The 18,449-nt window shown below is 56.8% G+C and carries 19 protein-coding genes; 12 read left to right on the top strand and 7 right to left on the bottom strand.

Going from position 1 to position 18,449, the window contains the following annotated elements; all coding sequences use genetic code 11:
- Positions 1-39: 39 nt before the first annotated feature.
- Together hemF and amiA are read right to left on the bottom strand one after the other, a co-directional pair.
- Positions 40-939, bottom strand: a complete 900-nt coding sequence (gene hemF, locus AC2FAJ_RS18440; protein WP_063155455.1) for an oxygen-dependent coproporphyrinogen oxidase — start codon at positions 937-939, stop codon at positions 40-42.
- On the bottom strand, positions 939-1,814 hold the full coding sequence (amiA, locus tag AC2FAJ_RS18435) for an N-acetylmuramoyl-L-alanine amidase AmiA (protein ID WP_045261156.1): 876 nt from the start codon (positions 1,812-1,814) through the stop codon (positions 939-941). Before amiA ends, hemF begins: the two co-directional genes overlap by 1 nt.
- Positions 1,815-2,026: 212 nt before the next feature.
- Between amiA and AC2FAJ_RS18430 the strand changes: the two genes are divergently transcribed.
- The 10 genes from AC2FAJ_RS18430 (at position 2,027) to pdxK (ending at position 10,321) form a co-directional block, all read left to right on the top strand.
- Complete coding sequence (locus AC2FAJ_RS18430) at positions 2,027-2,452, top strand: GNAT family acetyltransferase (protein ID WP_003861292.1); 426 nt, start codon at positions 2,027-2,029, stop codon at positions 2,450-2,452.
- Complete coding sequence (locus tag AC2FAJ_RS18425; protein ID WP_193358948.1) at positions 2,439-2,882, top strand: DUF2919 domain-containing protein; 444 nt, start codon at positions 2,439-2,441, stop codon at positions 2,880-2,882. Before AC2FAJ_RS18430 ends, AC2FAJ_RS18425 begins: the two co-directional genes overlap by 14 nt.
- A gap of 69 nt (positions 2,883-2,951) precedes the next feature.
- A complete protein-coding gene (locus AC2FAJ_RS18420) occupies positions 2,952-3,527 on the top strand; it encodes an RpoE-regulated lipoprotein (protein WP_447087555.1) in 576 nt (191 codons plus the stop codon).
- Between the two features lie 92 nt (positions 3,528-3,619).
- Positions 3,620-4,519 (top strand): Dyp-type peroxidase, encoded by a 900-nt coding sequence (locus AC2FAJ_RS18415; RefSeq protein ID WP_047368060.1) that lies wholly within the window; start codon positions 3,620-3,622, stop codon positions 4,517-4,519.
- A gap of 175 nt (positions 4,520-4,694) precedes the next feature.
- Positions 4,695-5,708: a sulfate ABC transporter substrate-binding protein gene (locus tag AC2FAJ_RS18410; RefSeq protein ID WP_447087554.1), complete on the top strand. Its 1,014-nt coding sequence runs from the start codon at positions 4,695-4,697 to the stop codon at positions 5,706-5,708.
- Positions 5,708-6,541 carry a sulfate/thiosulfate ABC transporter permease CysT gene (cysT, locus tag AC2FAJ_RS18405; RefSeq protein ID WP_028014001.1) on the top strand — a complete coding sequence of 278 codons (834 nt, stop codon included), beginning with the start codon at positions 5,708-5,710 and terminating at the stop codon, positions 6,539-6,541. The genes AC2FAJ_RS18410 and cysT overlap by 1 nt, the downstream gene beginning before the upstream one ends.
- Entirely contained in the window at positions 6,541-7,416 is an 876-nt protein-coding gene (gene cysW / locus AC2FAJ_RS18400) for a sulfate/thiosulfate ABC transporter permease CysW (protein WP_447087553.1), read from the top strand. Before cysT ends, cysW begins: the two co-directional genes overlap by 1 nt.
- Positions 7,406-8,500, top strand: a complete 1,095-nt coding sequence (cysA, locus tag AC2FAJ_RS18395) for a sulfate/thiosulfate ABC transporter ATP-binding protein CysA (protein ID WP_008501607.1) — start codon at positions 7,406-7,408, stop codon at positions 8,498-8,500. The genes cysW and cysA overlap by 11 nt, the downstream gene beginning before the upstream one ends.
- 67 nt (positions 8,501-8,567) lie before the next feature.
- Complete coding sequence (cysM, locus tag AC2FAJ_RS18390) at positions 8,568-9,479, top strand: cysteine synthase CysM (protein WP_447087552.1); 912 nt, start codon at positions 8,568-8,570, stop codon at positions 9,477-9,479.
- Positions 9,480-9,484: 5 nt separating this feature from the next.
- A complete protein-coding gene (gene pdxK / locus AC2FAJ_RS18385; protein WP_193357961.1) occupies positions 9,485-10,321 on the top strand; it encodes a pyridoxine/pyridoxal/pyridoxamine kinase in 837 nt (278 codons plus the stop codon).
- A gap of 44 nt (positions 10,322-10,365) precedes the next feature.
- On the opposite strand, the gene crr is transcribed toward pdxK, so the two are convergent.
- The 5 genes from crr to cysZ all read right to left on the bottom strand — a co-directional run bounded on the left by crr (position 10,366) and on the right by cysZ (position 15,159).
- Entirely contained in the window at positions 10,366-10,875 is a 510-nt protein-coding gene (gene crr, locus AC2FAJ_RS18380) for a PTS glucose transporter subunit IIA (RefSeq protein WP_003861316.1), read from the bottom strand.
- Positions 10,876-10,915: 40 nt separating this feature from the next.
- On the bottom strand, positions 10,916-12,643 hold the full coding sequence (ptsI, locus tag AC2FAJ_RS18375) for a phosphoenolpyruvate-protein phosphotransferase PtsI (protein WP_008501604.1): 1,728 nt from the start codon (positions 12,641-12,643) through the stop codon (positions 10,916-10,918).
- 44 nt (positions 12,644-12,687) lie between these two features.
- Positions 12,688-12,945: a phosphocarrier protein Hpr gene (gene ptsH / locus AC2FAJ_RS18370; RefSeq protein ID WP_000487600.1), complete on the bottom strand. Its 258-nt coding sequence runs from the start codon at positions 12,943-12,945 to the stop codon at positions 12,688-12,690.
- Between the two features lie 317 nt (positions 12,946-13,262).
- Positions 13,263-14,234, bottom strand: a complete 972-nt coding sequence (gene cysK, locus AC2FAJ_RS18365; protein WP_028013996.1) for a cysteine synthase A — start codon at positions 14,232-14,234, stop codon at positions 13,263-13,265.
- 163 nt (positions 14,235-14,397) lie between these two features.
- Positions 14,398-15,159 carry a sulfate transporter CysZ gene (gene cysZ / locus AC2FAJ_RS18360; protein ID WP_028013995.1) on the bottom strand — a complete coding sequence of 254 codons (762 nt, stop codon included), beginning with the start codon at positions 15,157-15,159 and terminating at the stop codon, positions 14,398-14,400.
- Positions 15,160-15,389: 230 nt separating this feature from the next.
- Here cysZ and zipA point away from each other — a divergent pair, with 230 nt between their 5' ends.
- Together zipA and ligA are read left to right on the top strand one after the other, a co-directional pair.
- Positions 15,390-16,364: a cell division protein ZipA gene (zipA, locus tag AC2FAJ_RS18355; protein WP_447087551.1), complete on the top strand. Its 975-nt coding sequence runs from the start codon at positions 15,390-15,392 to the stop codon at positions 16,362-16,364.
- A gap of 69 nt (positions 16,365-16,433) precedes the next feature.
- Complete coding sequence (gene ligA, locus AC2FAJ_RS18350; RefSeq protein ID WP_150144499.1) at positions 16,434-18,449, top strand: NAD-dependent DNA ligase LigA; 2,016 nt, start codon at positions 16,434-16,436, stop codon at positions 18,447-18,449.

Genomic DNA, 18,449 nt, shown 5'->3' with positions numbered 1-18,449 from the left:
GGATTGAGTAGGCCGGATAAGCGCAGCACCATCCGGCAGTTAAATCCAGTCGCGTACTTTAAGGAACTCACTCAAGGCAGCCTCCGGGCTGCCTTCTTTTGGTTCGTAGCTGTACTCCCAGCGCACCAGCGGCGGCATCGACATCAGAATCGACTCCGTGCGTCCGCCGGTCTGCAGGCCGAACAGCGTCCCGCGATCCCACACCAGGTTGAACTCCACGTACCGCCCGCGACGATAAAGCTGGAACTCACGCTCGCGCACGCCGTAATCGGTGTTTTTACGGCGTTCGACAATCGGCAGGTACGCGTCGGTGAACCCTTCGCCCACCGCGCGCATAAAGCTAAATGCCGTATCAAAATCCGGCGTGTTGAGATCGTCAAAGAACAGCCCGCCGATGCCGCGCTGCTCGTCGCGGTGCTTCAGGTAAAAGTAGTCGTCGCACCACTTTTTATATTTCGGGTAAACGTCTTCGCCAAACGGCAGGCAAAGGTCCCGCGCGGTGGTGTGCCAGTGCACGGCATCCTCTTCGAAGCCGTAGTAGGGCGTCATGTCGAAACCGCCGCCAAACCACCAGACCGGATCGGCTCCCGGCTTCTCCGCGATGAAAAAGCGCACGTTGGCGTGGCTGGTCGGAACAAACGGGTTATGCGGGTGGATCACCAGCGAGACGCCCATCGCTTCGAAGCTGCGGCCCGCCAGCTCAGGGCGGTGCGCGGTAGCGGACGCGGGCATGGCGTCGCCGTGAACGTGGGAAAAATTCACGCCCGCCTGTTCGAAGATGCCGCCGTTACGCAGCACGCGGCTGCGCCCGCCGCCGCCCGCTTCGCGCTGCCAGCTATCTTCCTGGAATTCACCGCCGTCTGCGGCGGCCAGTTTCTGGCAAATCTCATCCTGCAGCTGCAGCAGGAACGTTTTGACCAACTGTGCATTGGGTTTCATCAGCGTTTCCTGGAGTGCGCTTTCTGGTTATCGAACCAGTTGAAGTAACTGATAATGCCGGAGGCGATGGCGTTGGCGATCTTCTGGCGAAACGCCGTGGTGCCGAGCAGGCGCTCTTCTTCCGGATTGGTAATAAAGGACGTTTCCACCAGCACGGACGGGATGGACGGTGACTTCAGCACCACAAACGCCGCCTGTTCGGTGCTTTTACTGTGCAGACGGTGCACCGGCTTAATCCGCTTGAGGATATGCGAGCCGAGCGTCAGGCTGTTTTTGATGGTGTCCGTTTGCACGAGATCGAACAGCACCTGCTGCAACAGATGATCTTTATCCGTGGCTTTCTTCCCGGCTACTTCATCCGCCCGGTTTTCGCGATCGGAAAGGTATTTCGCCATGGCGCTACTGGCGCCGCGGTTGGAGAGGGCAAACACCGACGCGCCCGCGGCGGAAGGGTTTGTGAAGCCATCCGCGTGGATCGACATAAACAGATCCGCGCCGTGCTTATGGGCGATCTCGACGCGGTCATACAGCGGAATAAACGTGTCGCCCGTGCGCGTCAGGCGGGCGTCAATGCCGTTGCTGCGTAAAATTGCGCGCACATTTTTTGCAATTGCCAGCACGACGTGTTTCTCTTTCGACCCGTTTCTGCCGATGGCGCCGGTATCAATACCGCCGTGACCCGGATCGAGCATCACCAGACGCTTTGCGCCCGGCTTTTTGGTTTTCGGTTTGCTGTGTCCGTTACTGGTTTTGAGCGTGCTCTCGTCTTTTGCCTGAGCCTGCTTAGCGATGCCCGTTAACGTTAAGGCCGCCAGCCCCGCTTTGAGAACCTGACGACGCGATGTGAGTGCTTTTAATGGTTTGAATGTGCTCATGCGGCCTGAATACTGAAAAATGGGGTCCTGGTGTTATATCGTATCGTGTTTCCCGTTACGACAGTCCTTATTGAGAATTGTTTTACTTTTCATTTCAATACGTGACAAAGTGACATTATGCCAAATTTTGGCGAGATTTTCCCCGGTTATTGGCTAAACGCCCCGTTCACGCCATAATCACTGTTTTTAAACCCGAAAAGGCGGTTAATACCATGGAGATACGCGTTTTTCGCCAGGAAGATTTCGAAGAGGTGATCACCCTTTGGGAGCGCTGCGATCTGCTGCGTCCGTGGAACGATCCGGAAATGGATATCGAACGTAAGGTGAATCACGACGTTAGCCTGTTTCTGGTCGCGGAAGTGAACGGCGAGGTGGTTGGGACGGTAATGGGCGGGTATGACGGCCATCGCGGCTCGGCCTATTATCTGGGCGTTCACCCGGAATACCGGGCGCGCGGCATCGCCAACGCGCTGCTCAATCGTCTGGAAAAGAAACTCATCGCCCGCGGCTGCCCGAAAATCCAGATCATGGTGCGGGAAGATAACGACGTGGTGCTGGGCATGTATGAGCGTCTGGGCTACGAGCACGCCGACGTGCTGACGCTGGGTAAGCGCCTGATCGAAGATGAAGAGTACTGAGATCCACCCGGCTGACTATGACGCGCAGGGCCGCGTCAGGCTGCCGTTTTTGTTCTGGTGCGTTTTGCTCCTCCAGGCCCGTACCTGGGTACTGTTTGTGATGGCCGGTGCGTCGCGCGGGCAGGGCGATACGCTGCTGAATCTCTTTTATCCCGACCACGATGCCTTCTGGCTCGGCTTACTGCCGGGCGTACCGGCGGTGGTGGCTTTTTTGTGCAGCGGTCGACGGCATGTAATCCCGCGTCTGTGGCGCGCGCTTCGCTGGCTGCTGATCCTCGCCCAGATTGCGCTGCTGTTCTGGCAACCCGTGCTCTGGTGGCTGGGTGAACCGCTTTCCGGTATCGGCATCGCGCTGGTGGTGGCGGATATTGTGGCGCTGATGTGGCTGCTAACGAATCCCCGCTTACGCGCCTGTTTTACGCAAGAGTAAGATTAGCGCGGCACTTTTTGCCGATGCCGCACTCCAACAAGCGTTGATTTAATTAGAAAGGACGTTTCAATGAAATCGCTGCGTTTACTTTTATGCGCTCTCCCGCTGGCATTAACCGGCTGTTCGACGCTCTCCTCCATTAACTGGTCCGCCGCGTATCCGTGGAACTGGTTTGGCTCTTCCACCGAAGTGACCGAGCAGGGCGTAGGAAAAATTACCGCGTTAACGGCGCTCGATCAGGACGCCATTCAGGATGCCCTGAGCAGTGACTATCGCCTGCGTAGCGGGATGAAAACCGAGAATGGCAATATTGTGCGTTACTTTGAAGCGTTGAAGGGCGACAAGCTGGCGCTGGTGATTAACGGTGATAAAGGGACGGTGAACCGCATTGCCGTGCTGGACGAAGATATTCCGACCGCCAGCGGCGTAAAGGTGGGCACTCCGTTTAGCGATCTTTATAAACAGGCCTTTGGCAACTGCAGCAGCGCCCCTTCAGACGATGGCGTGGCGGTGGAATGTAAGGCGGAAGGCAGCCAGCACATCAGCTATGTCTTCACCGGAACCTGGAGCGGTCCGGAAGGATTGATGCCCTCTGACGACACGCTGAAGAGCTGGAAAGTGAGCAAAATACTCTGGAAGCAGTAATTTGCGCCTGAACAAACCGCCTCGCTGAAATCCGGGTATAATAGCCGCCATCAATGCCACGCTGACGTGGCATCTTTATTTCAGGAGGAGCGATGTCTCAGGTTCAGAGTGGCATTTTGCCAGAACATTGCCGCGCGGCGATTTGGATTGAAGCCAATGTTAAAGGGGACGTGGATGCCCTGCGCGCGGCCAGCAAAGTTTTCGTTGATAAACTGGCCACCTTCCAGGCCAAATTCCCGGACGCCCATCTGGGTGCCGTTGTCGCTTTCGGCAATAACGTCTGGCGTCAGCTGAGCGGCGGCGAAGGCGCGGAAGAGCTGAAGGACTTTATCCCTTACGGCAAAGGCCTGGCGCCAGCCACCCAATACGACGTGCTGATCCACATCCTCTCTCTGCGCCACGACGTGAACTTCTCCGTTGCTCAGGCGGCGGTTGAAGCGTTTGGCGACAGCATCGACGTGCAGGAAGAGGTTCACGGCTTCCGCTGGGTGGAAGAGCGCGATCTGAGCGGCTTCGTTGACGGCACCGAAAACCCGGCGGGTGAAGAGGTTCGTCGCGACGTGGCGGTCATCAAAGACGGCGTAGACGCGGGCGGCAGCTACGTGTTCGTGCAGCGCTGGGAGCACAACCTCAAGCAGCTTAACCGCATGAGCGTGCACGACCAGGAGATGATGATTGGCCGCACCAAAGAAGCCAACGAAGAGATCGACGGCGATGCGCGCCCGGTGACCTCGCACCTGTCCCGCGTTGACCTTAAGGAAGACGGCAAGGGGCTCAAAATTGTTCGTCAGAGCCTGCCGTACGGCACGGCAAGCGGCACGCACGGCCTTTACTTCTGCGCCTACTGTGCGCGGCTGCACAATATTGAGCAACAGCTGCTGAGCATGTTCGGTGACACTGACGGCAAGCGCGACGCCATGCTGCGCTTCACCCGCCCGGTAACCGGCGGCTACTATTTTGCGCCGTCCGTTGAGCGCCTGCTGGCGCTGTAAAACGCTCCCCATACGTAGGCCGGGTAAGCGTTAGCGCCACCCGGCAATTTTCCCCGCACCCTTATTCCCTTTTCTGCTTGTAAATCACCAAACGGTATATAAAACCGTTACTCCTTTCATCCCCGTTATAAATATTATGACTATAAGATAGTCATCACATTTATAAGGGTGCGCAATGGCCGTTACTGTACTGAAAAAAGGAACTCTGGCGCTGGCAGGTTTACTGCTGGTGGCCCAGGCGCAGGCGACCGAGCTGCTGAACAGCTCGTATGATGTCTCCCGCGAGCTGTTTGCCGCCCTTAACCCACCGTTCGAGCAGCAGTGGGCGAAAGAAAACAATGGCGATAAGCTGACCATCAAGCAGTCCCACGCCGGTTCATCCAAGCAGGCGCTGGCGATTTTGCAGGGGCTGAAAGCAGATGTCGTGACCTACAACCAGGTGACTGACGTGCAGATCCTGCACGACAAGGGCAAGCTGATCCCGGCTGACTGGCAGAGCCGCTTGCCAAACAATAGCTCGCCGTTCTACTCCACTATGGGCTTCCTGGTGCGTAAGGGCAACCCGAAGAACATCCACGACTGGAGCGACCTGGTGCGTTCCGACGTGAAGCTGATTTTCCCTAACCCAAAAACTTCAGGTAACGCGCGCTACACCTATTTAGCCGCGTGGGGCGCGGCAGACAAGGCTGACGGTAAGGATAAAGCCAAGACCGAGCAGTTCATGACCCAGTTCCTGAAAAACGTCGAAGTGTTTGATACCGGCGGCCGCGGCGCGACCACGACCTTCGCCGAGCGTGGTCTGGGCGACGTGCTGCTCAGCTTCGAATCCGAAGTGAACAACATTCGCAAGCAGTACGAAGCGCAGGGCTTCGAGGTGGTTATTCCGAAAACCAACATCCTGGCTGAGTTCCCGGTGGCGTGGGTGGATAAAAACGTGCAGGCGAACGGCACCGAGAAAGCGGCAAAAGCCTATCTCAATTACCTGTACAGCCCGCAGGCGCAGACCATCATTACCGACTACTACTACCGCGTGAACAATCCGGACGTGATGAACAAGCTGAAAGATAAATTCCCGCAGACCGCGCTGTTCCGCGTGGAAGATCATTTCGGCTCCTGGCCTGAGGTGATGAAAACGCACTTTGCCAGCGGCGGTGAGTTAGACAAACTGCTGGCGGCGGGGCGTAAGTAATGTTTGCAGTCTCGACAAAACGCGTGCTGCCGGGCTTTACCTTAAGCCTCGGGACCAGCCTGCTGTTCGTCTGCCTGATCCTGCTGTTGCCGCTCAGCGCGCTGGTGATGCAGCTCTCTGAGATGAGCTGGGCGCAGTACTGGGACGTGGTCACCAACCCGCAGGTGGTGGCGGCCTATAAGGTGACGCTGCTGTCGGCGTTTGTTGCCTCCATTTTTAACGGCGTGTTTGGCCTGCTGATGGCGTGGATCTTAACCCGCTATCGCTTCCCGGGCCGTACGCTGCTTGATGCCCTGATGGATCTGCCGTTTGCGCTGCCGACGGCGGTTGCGGGCTTAACCCTCGCGTCGCTCTTCTCCGTGAACGGGCTGTACGGCGAGTGGCTGGCGAAATTTGACATCAAGGTGACCTATACCTGGCTCGGGATCGCGGTGGCGATGGCCTTTACCAGCATCCCGTTTGTGGTGCGTACCGTGCAGCCGGTACTGGAAGAGCTGGGTCCGGAATACGAAGAAGCGGCGGAAACGCTGGGCGCCACGCGCTGGCAGAGCTTCCGTAAAGTGGTTCTGCCGGAGCTCTCTCCGGCGCTGATGGCGGGCGTCGCGCTGTCGTTTACCCGCAGTCTGGGTGAGTTCGGCGCGGTGATTTTTATCGCCGGGAACATCGCCTGGAAAACGGAAGTCACCTCGCTGATGATTTTCATCCGCCTGCAGGAGTTTGATTATCCGGCGGCGAGCGCGATTGCCTCGGTGATTCTGGCGGCCTCGCTGCTGCTGCTGTATTCGATTAACACTCTGCAAAGTCGCTTTGGTCGACGTGTGGTAGGTCACTGATGGCGGAAGTTACGCAATTGAAGCGATACGATGCGCCCCGCATCAACTGGGGTAAATGGTTTCTGATTGGCGTGGGCGTGCTGGTTTCCGCCCTCATTCTCGTCGTGCCGACGATTTATATCTTCGTCCAGGCGTTCAGCAAGGGGCTGATACCCGCGCTGGAGAACCTGGCGAACCCGGACATGCTGCACGCCATCTGGCTGACGGTGCTGATTGCGTTAATCACCGTGCCGGTGAACCTGGTCTTCGGTACGCTGCTGGCCTGGCTGGTGACGCGCTTTAACTTCCCGGGACGTCAGCTGCTGCTGACCCTGCTGGATATTCCGTTTGCCGTGTCGCCTGTTGTGGCCGGTCTGGTTTACCTGCTCTTTTACGGCTCCAACGGCCCGCTGGGCGGCTGGCTGGATGAACATAACCTGCAGATCATGTTCGCCTGGCCGGGCATGGTGCTGGTGACCATCTTCGTGACCTGTCCGTTCGTGGTACGTGAGCTGGTGCCGGTGATGTTAAGCCAGGGCAGCAATGAAGACGAAGCGGCCGTTCTGCTTGGCGCCTCCGGCTGGCAGATGTTCCGTCGCGTCACGCTGCCGAACATCCGCTGGGCACTGCTCTATGGCGTGGTGCTGACCAACGCCCGCGCGATTGGTGAATTTGGTGCGGTGTCGGTGGTGTCCGGCTCGATCCGCGGCGAAACCCTGTCGCTGCCGTTACAGATTGAATTACTGGAACAGGACTACAACACCGTCGGTTCCTTTACTGCCGCAGCGTTGCTGACGCTGATGGCGATTTTGACCCTGTTTTTGAAGAGTGTGGTGCAGTGGCGTTTAGAGAATCAGGAAAAACGTCAGCATCAGGAGGGAAATCATGAGCATTGAGATTGCCAATATTAAGAAGTCTTTTGGTCGCACCCAGGTGCTGAATGATATCTCACTGGATATCCCTTCCGGACAAATGGTGGCGCTGCTGGGGCCGTCTGGCTCGGGCAAAACGACGCTGCTGCGGATCATCGCCGGGCTTGAGCACCAGACCAGCGGGCACATCCGCTTCCACGGCACCGACGTGAGCCGCCTGCACGCCCGCGATCGTAAAGTCGGCTTTGTCTTCCAGCATTATGCGCTGTTCCGCCACATGACCGTTTTCGACAATATCGCCTTTGGCCTGACGGTGCTGCCACGTCGTGAACGCCCGGATGCAGCAACCATTAAGGCGAAAGTAACCAAACTGCTGGAGATGGTGCAACTGGCGCATCTGGCGGACCGTTTCCCGGCGCAGCTTTCCGGCGGGCAGAAGCAGCGCGTGGCGCTGGCGCGCGCGCTGGCCGTTGAGCCGCAAATACTGCTGCTGGATGAACCCTTCGGCGCGCTGGATGCGCAGGTGCGCAAAGAGCTGCGTCGCTGGCTGCGCCAGCTGCATGAAGAGCTGAAATTCACCAGCGTCTTCGTGACCCACGATCAGGAAGAGGCGATGGAAGTCGCGGACCGCGTGGTGGTCATGAGCCAGGGCAACATCGAGCAGGTTGACGAGCCGGAACAGCTCTGGCGCGAGCCGGCGACCCGCTTCGTGCTGGAGTTTATGGGCGAGGTGAACCGACTGCAGGGCACCATTCGCGGCGGTCAGTTCCACGTCGGCGCGCACCGCTGGCCGCTGGGCTACACCTCCGCGCATCAGGGGCCGGTCGATCTGTTCCTGCGCCCGTGGGAAGTGGACGTCAGCCGCCGCACCAGCCTGGATTCCCCGCTGCCGGTGCAGGTCCTGGAAGCTAGCCCTAAAGGACACTACACCCAATTGGTGGTACAGCCGCTGGGCTGGTATACCGAGCCGCTGACCGTGGTCATGCGCGACGACGTCCCGCCGCACCGGGGAGAGCGCCTGTTTGTCGGGCTGCAGCATGCGCGCATCTATCACGGTAAGGAGCGGATTGAGACGCGCGAGGATATTGCTCTGGCGGAGTCAGCCTGATAGGTTATTGAGTATGTTTTTCGCCCGGTGGCGTGATGCTTACCGGGCTTTTTATTGAGTAAAAATCGTGAATACACTCGAACACACCATCGGCAACACCCCTCTGGTCAAGCTTCAGCGCATGGGATGTGCCAACGGCAGCGAAATCTGGGTCAAACTCGAAGGCAACAACCCGGCAGGGTCGGTGAAAGATCGTGCGGCGCTGTCGATGGTTGTCCAGGCCGAGAAACGCGGTGAAATTAAGCCAGGCGATGTGCTGATTGAAGCCACCAGCGGCAACACCGGTATCGCGCTGGCAATGATTGCGGCGCTGAAAGGCTACCGCATGAAGCTGCTGATGCCGGACAATATGAGCCAGGAGCGCCGCGCCGCGATGCGCGCCTATGGGGCCGAGCTGATTCTGGTAACTAAAGAGCAGGGGATGGAAGGGGCGCGAGACTTAGCGTTAGCAATGGCCCAGCGCGGCGAAGGTAAACTGCTCGATCAGTTCAATAACCCGGACAACCCGTACGCGCACTACACCACCACCGGGCCGGAAATCTGGCAGCAAACCGGCGGGCGCATCACCCATTTTGTCTCCAGCATGGGCACCACCGGCACCATTACCGGCGTGTCGCGTTTTTTGCGCGAGCAGGAGAAACCGGTCACCATCGTTGGCCTGCAGCCGGAAGAGGGGAGCAGTATTCCGGGCATTCGCCGCTGGCCTGCGGAGTATATGCCAGGCATCTTTAATGCGCAGCTGGTGGATCGGGTGCTGGATATTCATCAGCGCGAGGCGGAGAATACCATGCGTGAACTGGCCGTGCGTGAAGGCATCTTCTGCGGGGTCAGCTCGGGGGGCGCGGTAGCGGGGGCGTTGCGCGTGGCGCAGGCAAATCCCGGTGCGGTCGTGGTGGCGATAATTTGCGACCGCGGCGATCGCTATTTGTCTACCGGCGTCTTTGGTGAAGAGAGTTATTCGCAGGGGGCGGGGATTTAAGCGTCATGGAGATGATTCTATTCCGGGATAACACCCGGGCGCAGCAAACCGACATTGTCGCGGTGCAGTCGCAGGTGGTGTACGGCAGCGTGGGTAACAGCATTGCGGTGCCGAATATTCGTACCCACAGGCTGAACGTCACCGCCGTGCCGACGGTGCTGTTTAGCAACACGCCGCACTACGATACCTTCTACGGCGGGGTGATCCCCGACGAGTGGTTCAGCGGCTACCTGAAGGCGCTGGAAGAGCGCGAGATCCTGCGCGAGCTTAAAGCGGTCACTACCGGCTATATGGGCAGCGCCAGCCAGATCGCGCTGCTGGCGCAGTGGCTGAAAGCGGTCAAAGCGCAGCATCCTGACCTGCTGGTGCTGGTCGACCCGGTTATCGGCGATATAGACAGCGGAATGTACGTGAAGCCGGATATCCCGGAAGCCTACCGGGAACACCTGCTGCCGCTGGCGCAGGGGATTACGCCAAACGTTTATGAGCTGGAAGTATTGAGCGGTAAGTCGTGCCGAACGCCGGAAAGCGCTATTGCCGCCGCGCAGGGGTTGCTTTCTGACACTCTGAAATGGGTGGCGATCACCAGCGCGCCGGTCGCCGATGACCCGCAAAACATCCACGTGGTGCTGGTGACGCGTGAGGGCGTGACCGTCAGCGCGCATCCGCGCGTAGAAACCGATCTGAAAGGGACGGGGGATCTGTTCTGTTCAGAACTGGTGAGCGGAATTGTTGAGGGGAAAACCGTTGCTGATGCCATTCGCATGGCCGGGGATCGGGTGACTGACGTGATGCTTTATACCCAGTCGAAAGGCTACGACGAGCTTATCCTCCCTGCATAAACAAAAATGGCGCCCGAAGGCGCCATTTTTCTGTGCGGCAAGAATTACTTCTTGATGCGGATAACCGGGGTTTCGCCCACGGTGACGCTGCCAGACAGTTTGATCAGTTCTTTGATTTCGTCCATGTTGGAGATAACAACCGGCGTCAGGGTAGACTTGGCTTTTTCTTCCAGCAGTGGCAGATCGAATTCAATCACCGGGTCGCCAACTTTAACACGCTGGCCTTCTTCCGCGATACGCTTGAAGCCTTCGCCTTTCAGTTCAACGGTGTCGATACCGAAGTGAACGAACAGTTCGATACCGCTATCAGATTCGATAGAGAACGCATGGTTGGTTTCAAAAATTTTACCGATGGTGCCGTCAACTGGAGCAACCATTTTGTTGCCAGTTGGTTTGATAGCAATGCCATCACCAACGATTTTCTCAGCAAACACTACATCCGGCACGTCTTCGATGTTGACGATCTCGCCGGAGAGCGGAGCAACAATCTCAATAGTTCCGGAGTCTTTCTTATCATCAGAAACCAGAGATTTCAGTTTATCGAACAAACCCATGATCTTCTCCTAAGCAGTAATTTGGGCCGCATCTCGTGGATTAGCAGATTGTTTTTTCTTCAATGAACTTGTTAACCAGCGTCATTAACTCGTCCGTTGTCGGTTGAGCAAGAGCCTGCTCTGCTAACACCTTCGCATCTTCGAAGTTCGTGTTACGGATAATCTTCTTAATGCGCGGGATGGAAATGGCGCTCATAGAGAATTCGTCCAGACCCATACCCAGCAACAGAAGTGTAGCACGTTCGTCGCCTGCAAGCTCACCACACATGCCAGTCCATTTACCTTCTGCATGAGAAGCATCAATAACTTGCTTGATCAAGTTCAGTACGGACGGTGACATTGGCTGGTAGAGATGTGAAATCATATCATTACCACGGTCAACTGCCAGGGTGTACTGCGTTAAATCATTGGTACCGATACTAAAGAAATCAACTTCTTTGGCTAAATGACGCGCAATGGTCGCCGCTGCTGGTGTTTCCACCATCACGCCGATCTCAATTGACTCGTCAAATGCTTTACCTTCGTCGCGCAGTTCCTGTTTGTAGATTTCGATCTCTTTCTTCAGTGCACGCACTTCTTCAACAGAGATGATCATCGGGAACATGATGCGCAGCTTACCGAAAGCGGAGGCACGCAGGATAGCGCGAACCTGGTCACGCAGGATCTCTTTACGATCCATCGCGATACGCACGGCACGCCAGCCCAGGAACGGGTTCTCTTCTTTCGGGAAGTTCATGTACGGCAGCTCTTTGTCGCCACCGATGTCCATGGTACGGACGATAACCGCCTGTGAGCCACACGCTTCTGCAACGGCTTTATACGCAGCAAACTGCTCTTCTTCCGTAGGCAGCGCGTCGCGGTCCATGAACAGGAATTCTGTACGATAGAGACCAACACCTTCCGCACCGTTGCGCTCAGCGCCATCAACGTCGCGTACGGTACCGATGTTTGCGCACACTTCTACCTGATGGCCGTCCAGGGTGATGGCTGGCAGGTCTTTCAGCTTAGCGAGTTCCGCTTTTTCAGTCGCAACCTGCTCCTGAACCGCGCGCAGTTTTTCGATCTCCTCGTTAGTTGGGTTGACGTAAACCAGATTGTTTACGGCATCCAGAATCAGATAGTCGCCGTTTTTCACCTGAGAGGTGACGCTACCGGTGCCCACGATGGCAGGCAGTTCCAGAGAACGCGCCATGATTGAGGTGTGGGAGGTACGGCCACCCGCGTCGGTGATGAAACCAAGGACCTTTTTCAGGTTCAGCTGTGCGGTTTCAGACGGGGTGAGGTCAGCGGCAACCAGGATCACTTCATCCTGAATCGCGCTCAGGTCGATAATGGCCAGGCCCAGGATGTTGCGCAGCAGGCGCTTACCGATGTCACGTACGTCAGCCGCACGCTCTTTCAGGTATTCATCATCCAGCTCTTCCAGGGCAGTTGCCTGACCTTCGATAACTTCATGCGCAGCCGCGTCGGCCGTCATGCCTTTATCTTTAATCAGGGCTATGATTTCCTGCTCCAGCTCCTCATCTTCGAGCAGCATGATATGCCCTTCGAAGATGGCTTCTTTTTCTTCACCGAAAGTTTCGCCAGCTTTAGTTTTGATCGCTTCCAGTTGCGCAGATGCCTTGGCACGACCGCTCAGAAAACGTTCAACTTCCTGATCAACCTTGTCGGCAGAAATTTTTTTCCGGTCGATGACGATCTCGTCTTCTTTCAGCAGCAGTGCTTTGCCGAAAGCGATACCCGGGGATGCTAAAATGCCTGAAATCATAACCCTACCTTACTTGTGACTGATATTTAAAAGAACCCGGAAACTTACTCGAGCTCAGCCATCAGTTTAACCAGATGCTCAACTGCTTTCTGCTCGTCTTCACCTTCAGCAGAGATGGTAACAACGGTGCCCTGAGTCAGGCCCAGAGTCTGCAGTTTGAACAGGCTTTTTGCGCTAGCGCTTTTGCCGTTGGAAGTTACAGTGATTTCAGAAGTGAAGCCTTTCGCTTCTTTAACAAACTGAGCAGCAGGGCGGGTGTGCAGACCGTTCGGAGCGGTAATGGTAACTTCTTGCTGGAACATTGTATTTCCCCAACTTATAGGTTTAGTGTTGTGGAACTAAAGTCTAGCCTGGCGGCTTAACTTTAGCCTGTATTGTTAGCGCTGACGTTTCAATCGTCATTAAACATTATGCAGCGAAAGGAAGACTTGAACCAAATCATAAAATCGATTCAGCAAGGGTATTTCGTTCACTGATTAATTTCACGCTTCAAAATAATTGCTGGTTTAAATACCAGACACATCGGGGTGAAGCAATGCCAGGAGGGGCAAAAGTCTGAAGCAGGTCACAAAAAAGCACCCGAAAAGGTGCTTTTTTACGCGTTATTAACATACTGGCACTACTGTTGCAGCTCTTTTTCCGTGAACAGATCGGCAAACAGTGCGGTGCTCAGGTAACGCTCACCCGAGGAAGGAAGGATAACCACAATATTCTTATTGGTAAAGGCTTCATCTTCCTGAAGTTTGAGCGCTGCCGCAACGGCCGCACCGGAAGAGATACCCGCCAGAATGCCTTCTTCATCCATCAGACGACGCGCGGTAGAGATGGCTTCTTCGTTCGTGATGGCAACGACTTTATCGATCAGCTTCAGATCCAGGTTACCCGGAATGAAGCCCGCGCCGATGCCCTGAATTTTATGCGGGCCAGGCTTGAGCTCTTCGCCCGCCAGCGCCTGAGCGATAACCGGGGAGTCGGTAGGTTCAACGGCAACGGTAATCAGCTCTTTTTTACCTTTTGTGCCTTTAATATAGCGAGACACGCCGGTCAGCGTGCCGCCGGTGCCGACGCCGGAGATAAATACGTCAACCTGGCCGTCAGTATCTTCCCAGATTTCCGGGCCGGTGGTCTTCTCGTGAATTTCAGGGTTAGCCGGGTTGCTGAACTGCTGCAGCAGAAGATATTTCGCCGGATCGCTGGCCACGATCTCTTCCGCTTTCTGAATGGCACCTTTCATGCCCTTCGCGCCTTCGGTCAGGACCAGGTTCGCCCCCAGCGCTTTGAGCAGTTTGCGACGTTCGATGCTCATGGTTTCCGGCATGGTCAGGGTCAGCTTGTAGCCGCGTGCGGCAGCAACATAGGCCAGAGCGATACCGGTGTTACCGCTGGTCGGTTCCACCAGCTCAACGCCTGGCTTCAGCACGCCGCGTTTTTCAGCATCCCAAATCATGTTTGCACCGATGCGGCATTTTACGCTGAAGCTCGGGTTGCGTGATTCGACCTTCGCCAGAATGCGTCCATTACCGATACGGTTCAGTCGAACCAGGGGCGTATGACCGATAGTCAGCGAGTTGTCTTCATAAATCTTACTCATGGCCTGTCCTTAACTGTATGAAATTGGGATACCGACCCAGCATACCTGCTAAGCAGGTAGGGGGAAGTAAGGAATTCGCATATCTATATACTGCAAGGAAATAATGGGGATCAGTATGGAATAAGGGGCGGCATAAGCCACCCCTGCTTTACACATTTTTGCATTATTTCCATAACGCGTGCTTAGCACGATAACAGTCCACCCACATCGCCGTCGCGCCGCAAACCGCAACCGGCATGATGAACAAGTTAAGGAAGGGAATCATGGTGAACAGGCTGGTCAGCGCGCCGAACTGCATATTGGCGACCTTCCGGGTGCGCAGCGCGGTGCGCATCGCTTTGAACGGCACCTTGTGGTTATCGAACGGATAGTCGCAGTACTGGATGGCCAGCATCCAGGCGCTGAACAGAAACCACAGCACCGGCGCAACCGTCTGGCCAATGCCGGGGACAAAGTAGAGGGCAAGGAGTACAACCGCGCGGGGGAGGTACCAGGCAAACTTCTGCCACTCGCGCTTCATAATGCGCGGGATATCTTTCACGATCCCCAGCACGCCCGTGTCCGGTGGCGTCGCGCCGGTAAGCCGCGCCTCCAGCTGTTCCGCCAGCAGGCCGTTAAACGGCGCGGCTATCCAGTTCGCGATCGTTGAGAATAAATAGCCGAATACCAGCAGCACGGAGATGACCGCCACCGGCCAGAGCAGGTAGTTAAGCCACTGCAGCCAGTCCGGCACGTAGCTCATCAGCGACGGGATCCAGCTTTCGAGCTTTGTGAACAGCCACCAGAACGCGCCGCCCATCAGAATAATGTTGATCAGCAGCGGCAGAATGACGAAGCGACGGATACCTGGCAGTGAAACCAGCTTCCAGCCCTGAGAAAAATACCAGACGCCGCTGCGCGGGGGAGAAGACGATGTTGAAACCATAACCAGGCTGTACTCCTTTTTTCACAACCAGTGGAATTGCCCGCCTATATTATCCACTTGCGGACCAATGACCAGTTCGGAAATGTTCGAAAAACCAGCAAAAAGCACGATTTACTTCATCTTTATGCTGCGAATGCTCTGCACACACTTGCACTTGACGTAAACGGCAAATACTCTTAGTGAGTAAATGTTTGCCGTGGTGGCAAGGTGTTAGAACAACAGAGAATATAATGATGCAGGATTTGCGTCTGATATTAATCATTGTTGGCGCGATCGCCATAATCGCTTTACTGGTACATGGTTTCTGGACCAGCCGTAAAGAGCGTTCCTCGATGTTTCGCGATCGCCCACTGAAGCGCATGAAGTCCAGTCGTGATGATGATGACACTGAAGATGACATCACCAGTAGCGACGACGACGGCGTGGGTGAAGTTCGTGTTCATCGGGTCAATACTGCGCCCGGCGCGGCTCATGGGGAGCATGAAGCCCCCCGCGCTCCGCAGCACCAGTATCAACCGCCGTATGCCTCTGCCCAGCCGCGCCAGCCAGCGCCGCAGCCAGTGGAAGAACCTGTACGTCAGCCGCCGCAACCGCCTGTCCAACAGCAGCCCGCTGCGCCACAGCCGGTTCAACAGCAACCTGTGCAGCAGCCCGTGCAACAGCAACCTGCGCAGCAGCCGCAGCAGCCTGTTCATGTACAGCCTGCGCCGCAGCCCGCTCCGGCTCCGCACGTTGAGCCAGAGCCGGTCGCCGAGCCTGAACCGGTTGTTGAAAAGCCGCAGCGTAAAGAAGCGGTGATCATCATGAACGTGGCCGCGCATCACGGCAGCCATCTCAACGGTGACGTGTTGCTCAACAGTATTCAACAGGCAGGCTTCAAGTTTGGCGATATGAATATTTTCCATCGCCACCTGAGCCCTGACGGTAGTGGTCCGGCGCTGTTTAGCCTGGCCAATATGGTCAACCCAGGCACCTTTGACCCGGAAATGACCGGTGATTTCGTGACGCCGGGTGTCACTATCTTTATGCAGGTGCCGTCCTACGGCGACGAGCTGCAAAACTTCAAGCTGATGCTGCAGTCCGCTCAGCACATCGCTGATGAAGTGGGTGGTGTGGTGCTCGACGATCAGCGTCGAATGATGACCCCGCAGAAGCTGCGCGAGTATCAGGACCGCATCCGCGAAGTGAAGGAAGCCAACGCGTAATTGTCGCGTTTACTTCAACTCCTCCTCAACCCCCGCCTGTCGGGGGTTTTTTCTCATTGATGGTGCGATATGGACTCAATCGAACAACAACTCACTGAACTGCGAACCACGCTTCGCCATCATGAATATCTCTATCATGTTATGGACGCACCGGAAGTGCCTGATGCGGAGTATGACCGGCTGATGCGCGAGCTGCGCGAGCTGGAGGCGCAGCACCCGGAACTGATTACGCCAGATTCTCCGACCCAGCGCGTCGGCGCCGAGCCGCTGGGGGCTTTCAGCCAGGTGCGTCACGAAGTGCCGATGCTGTCGCTGGACAACGTCTTTGATGAAGAGAGCTTCCTCGCGTTTAACAAGCGCGTGCAGGACCGTCTGAAAAGCAGCGATTCCCTCACATGGTGCTGCGAGTTGAAGCTCGACGGCCTGGCGGTCAGCCTTCTCTATGAAAACGGCGTGCTGGTGCGCGCCGCCACGCGTGGCGACGGTACGACGGGTGAAGACATCACCACTAACGTGCGAACCATCCGCGCGATCCCGCTGAAGCTGCAGGGAGACAACATTCCCGCGCGTCTGGAAGTGCGCGGCGAGGTGTTCCTGCCGCAGGCGGGATTCGAGAAAATTAACGAAGAGGCGCGTCGCACCGGCGGGAAAGTGTTTGCTAACCCGCGTAACGCGGCGGCAGGCTCTCTGCGCCAGCTTGACCCGCGCATCACCGCGAAGCGACCGCTTACTTTCTTCTGCTACGGCGTCGGTATTCTGGAAGGTGGTGAGTTACCGGATACGCACCTCGGGCGTCTGCTGCAGTTTAAAGCCTGGGGCCTGCCGGTGAGCAACCGCGTTCAGCTCTGCGACTCGCCGGAAGCGGTGCTGGCGTTCTACCACAAAGTGGAAGAGGACCGTCCGACGCTCGGCTTTGATATCGATGGCGTTGTCATCAAGGTCAATTCGCTGGCGCTGCAGGAGCAGCTGGGCTTTGTGGCGCGTGCACCGCGCTGGGCGGTGGCGTTTAAATTCCCTGCCCAGGAGCAGATGACCTTCGTTCGCGACGTGGAATTTCAGGTGGGCCGTACGGGCGCTATTACTCCGGTCGCTCGACTGGAGCCGGTGCAGGTCGCAGGCGTGCTGGTGAGTAACGCTACGCTGCACAACGCCGATGAAATCGAACGCCTCGGCCTGCGCATCGGTGACAAAGTGGTGATTCGCCGCGCGGGCGATGTTATCCCACAGGTGGTGAACGTTGTTGAGTCAGAACGTCCTGATGATACGCGCGAGGTCGTTTTCCCGACCCACTGCCCGGTATGCGGCTCTGACGTAGAGCGTGTGGAAGGCGAAGCGGTGGCCCGCTGTACGGGCGGCCTGATCTGCGGCGCGCAGCGTAAAGAGTCGCTTAAGCACTTTGTTTCCCGTCGCGCAATGGACGTTGACGGCATGGGCGACAAGATTATCGATCAGCTGGTTGAGAAAGAGTATGTCCATACGCCAGCGGATCTGTTCAGGCTCACGGCGGGCAAACTGACCGGTCTGGATCGCATGGGGCCGAAGTCAGCCCAGAACGTGGTTAACGCGCTGGAAGCAGCGAAAGAGACGACCTTCGCCCGCTTCCTGTACGCGCTGGGCATTCGTGAAGTCGGCGAAGCGACGGCGGCAGGTTTAGCCACGTACTTTGGTACGCTGGAGGCGCTGGAAAAGGCAAGCATCGACGAGCTGCAGAAAGTGCCGGACGTCGGCATCGTCGTCGCCACGCACGTCTTTAACTTCTTTGCCGAAGAGAGCAACCGCGAGGTCATCGGCAAGCTGCTGGAAGAGGGCATTAAATGGCCCGCGCCGGTGGTGGTCAACGCCGAAGAAATTGATAGTCCATTTGCCGGTAAAACCGTGGTGCTAACCGGTAGCCTTAGCCAGCTTTCACGCGACGATGCAAAAGCGCGTCTGGTGGCGCTGGGGGCCAAAGTGGCGGGCAGCGTGTCGAAGAAAACCGACCTGGTGATTGCCGGCGAAGCTGCGGGTTCGAAGCTGGCGAAAGCCCAGGAGCTCGGCATTGAGGTTATCGACGAAGCGGAAATGATGCGCCTGTTAGGAGAGTAA

This window comes from Enterobacter cloacae complex sp. 385G4, from assembly GCF_057320665.1.
This window is presented reverse-complemented; position numbering and strand designations above follow the sequence as displayed.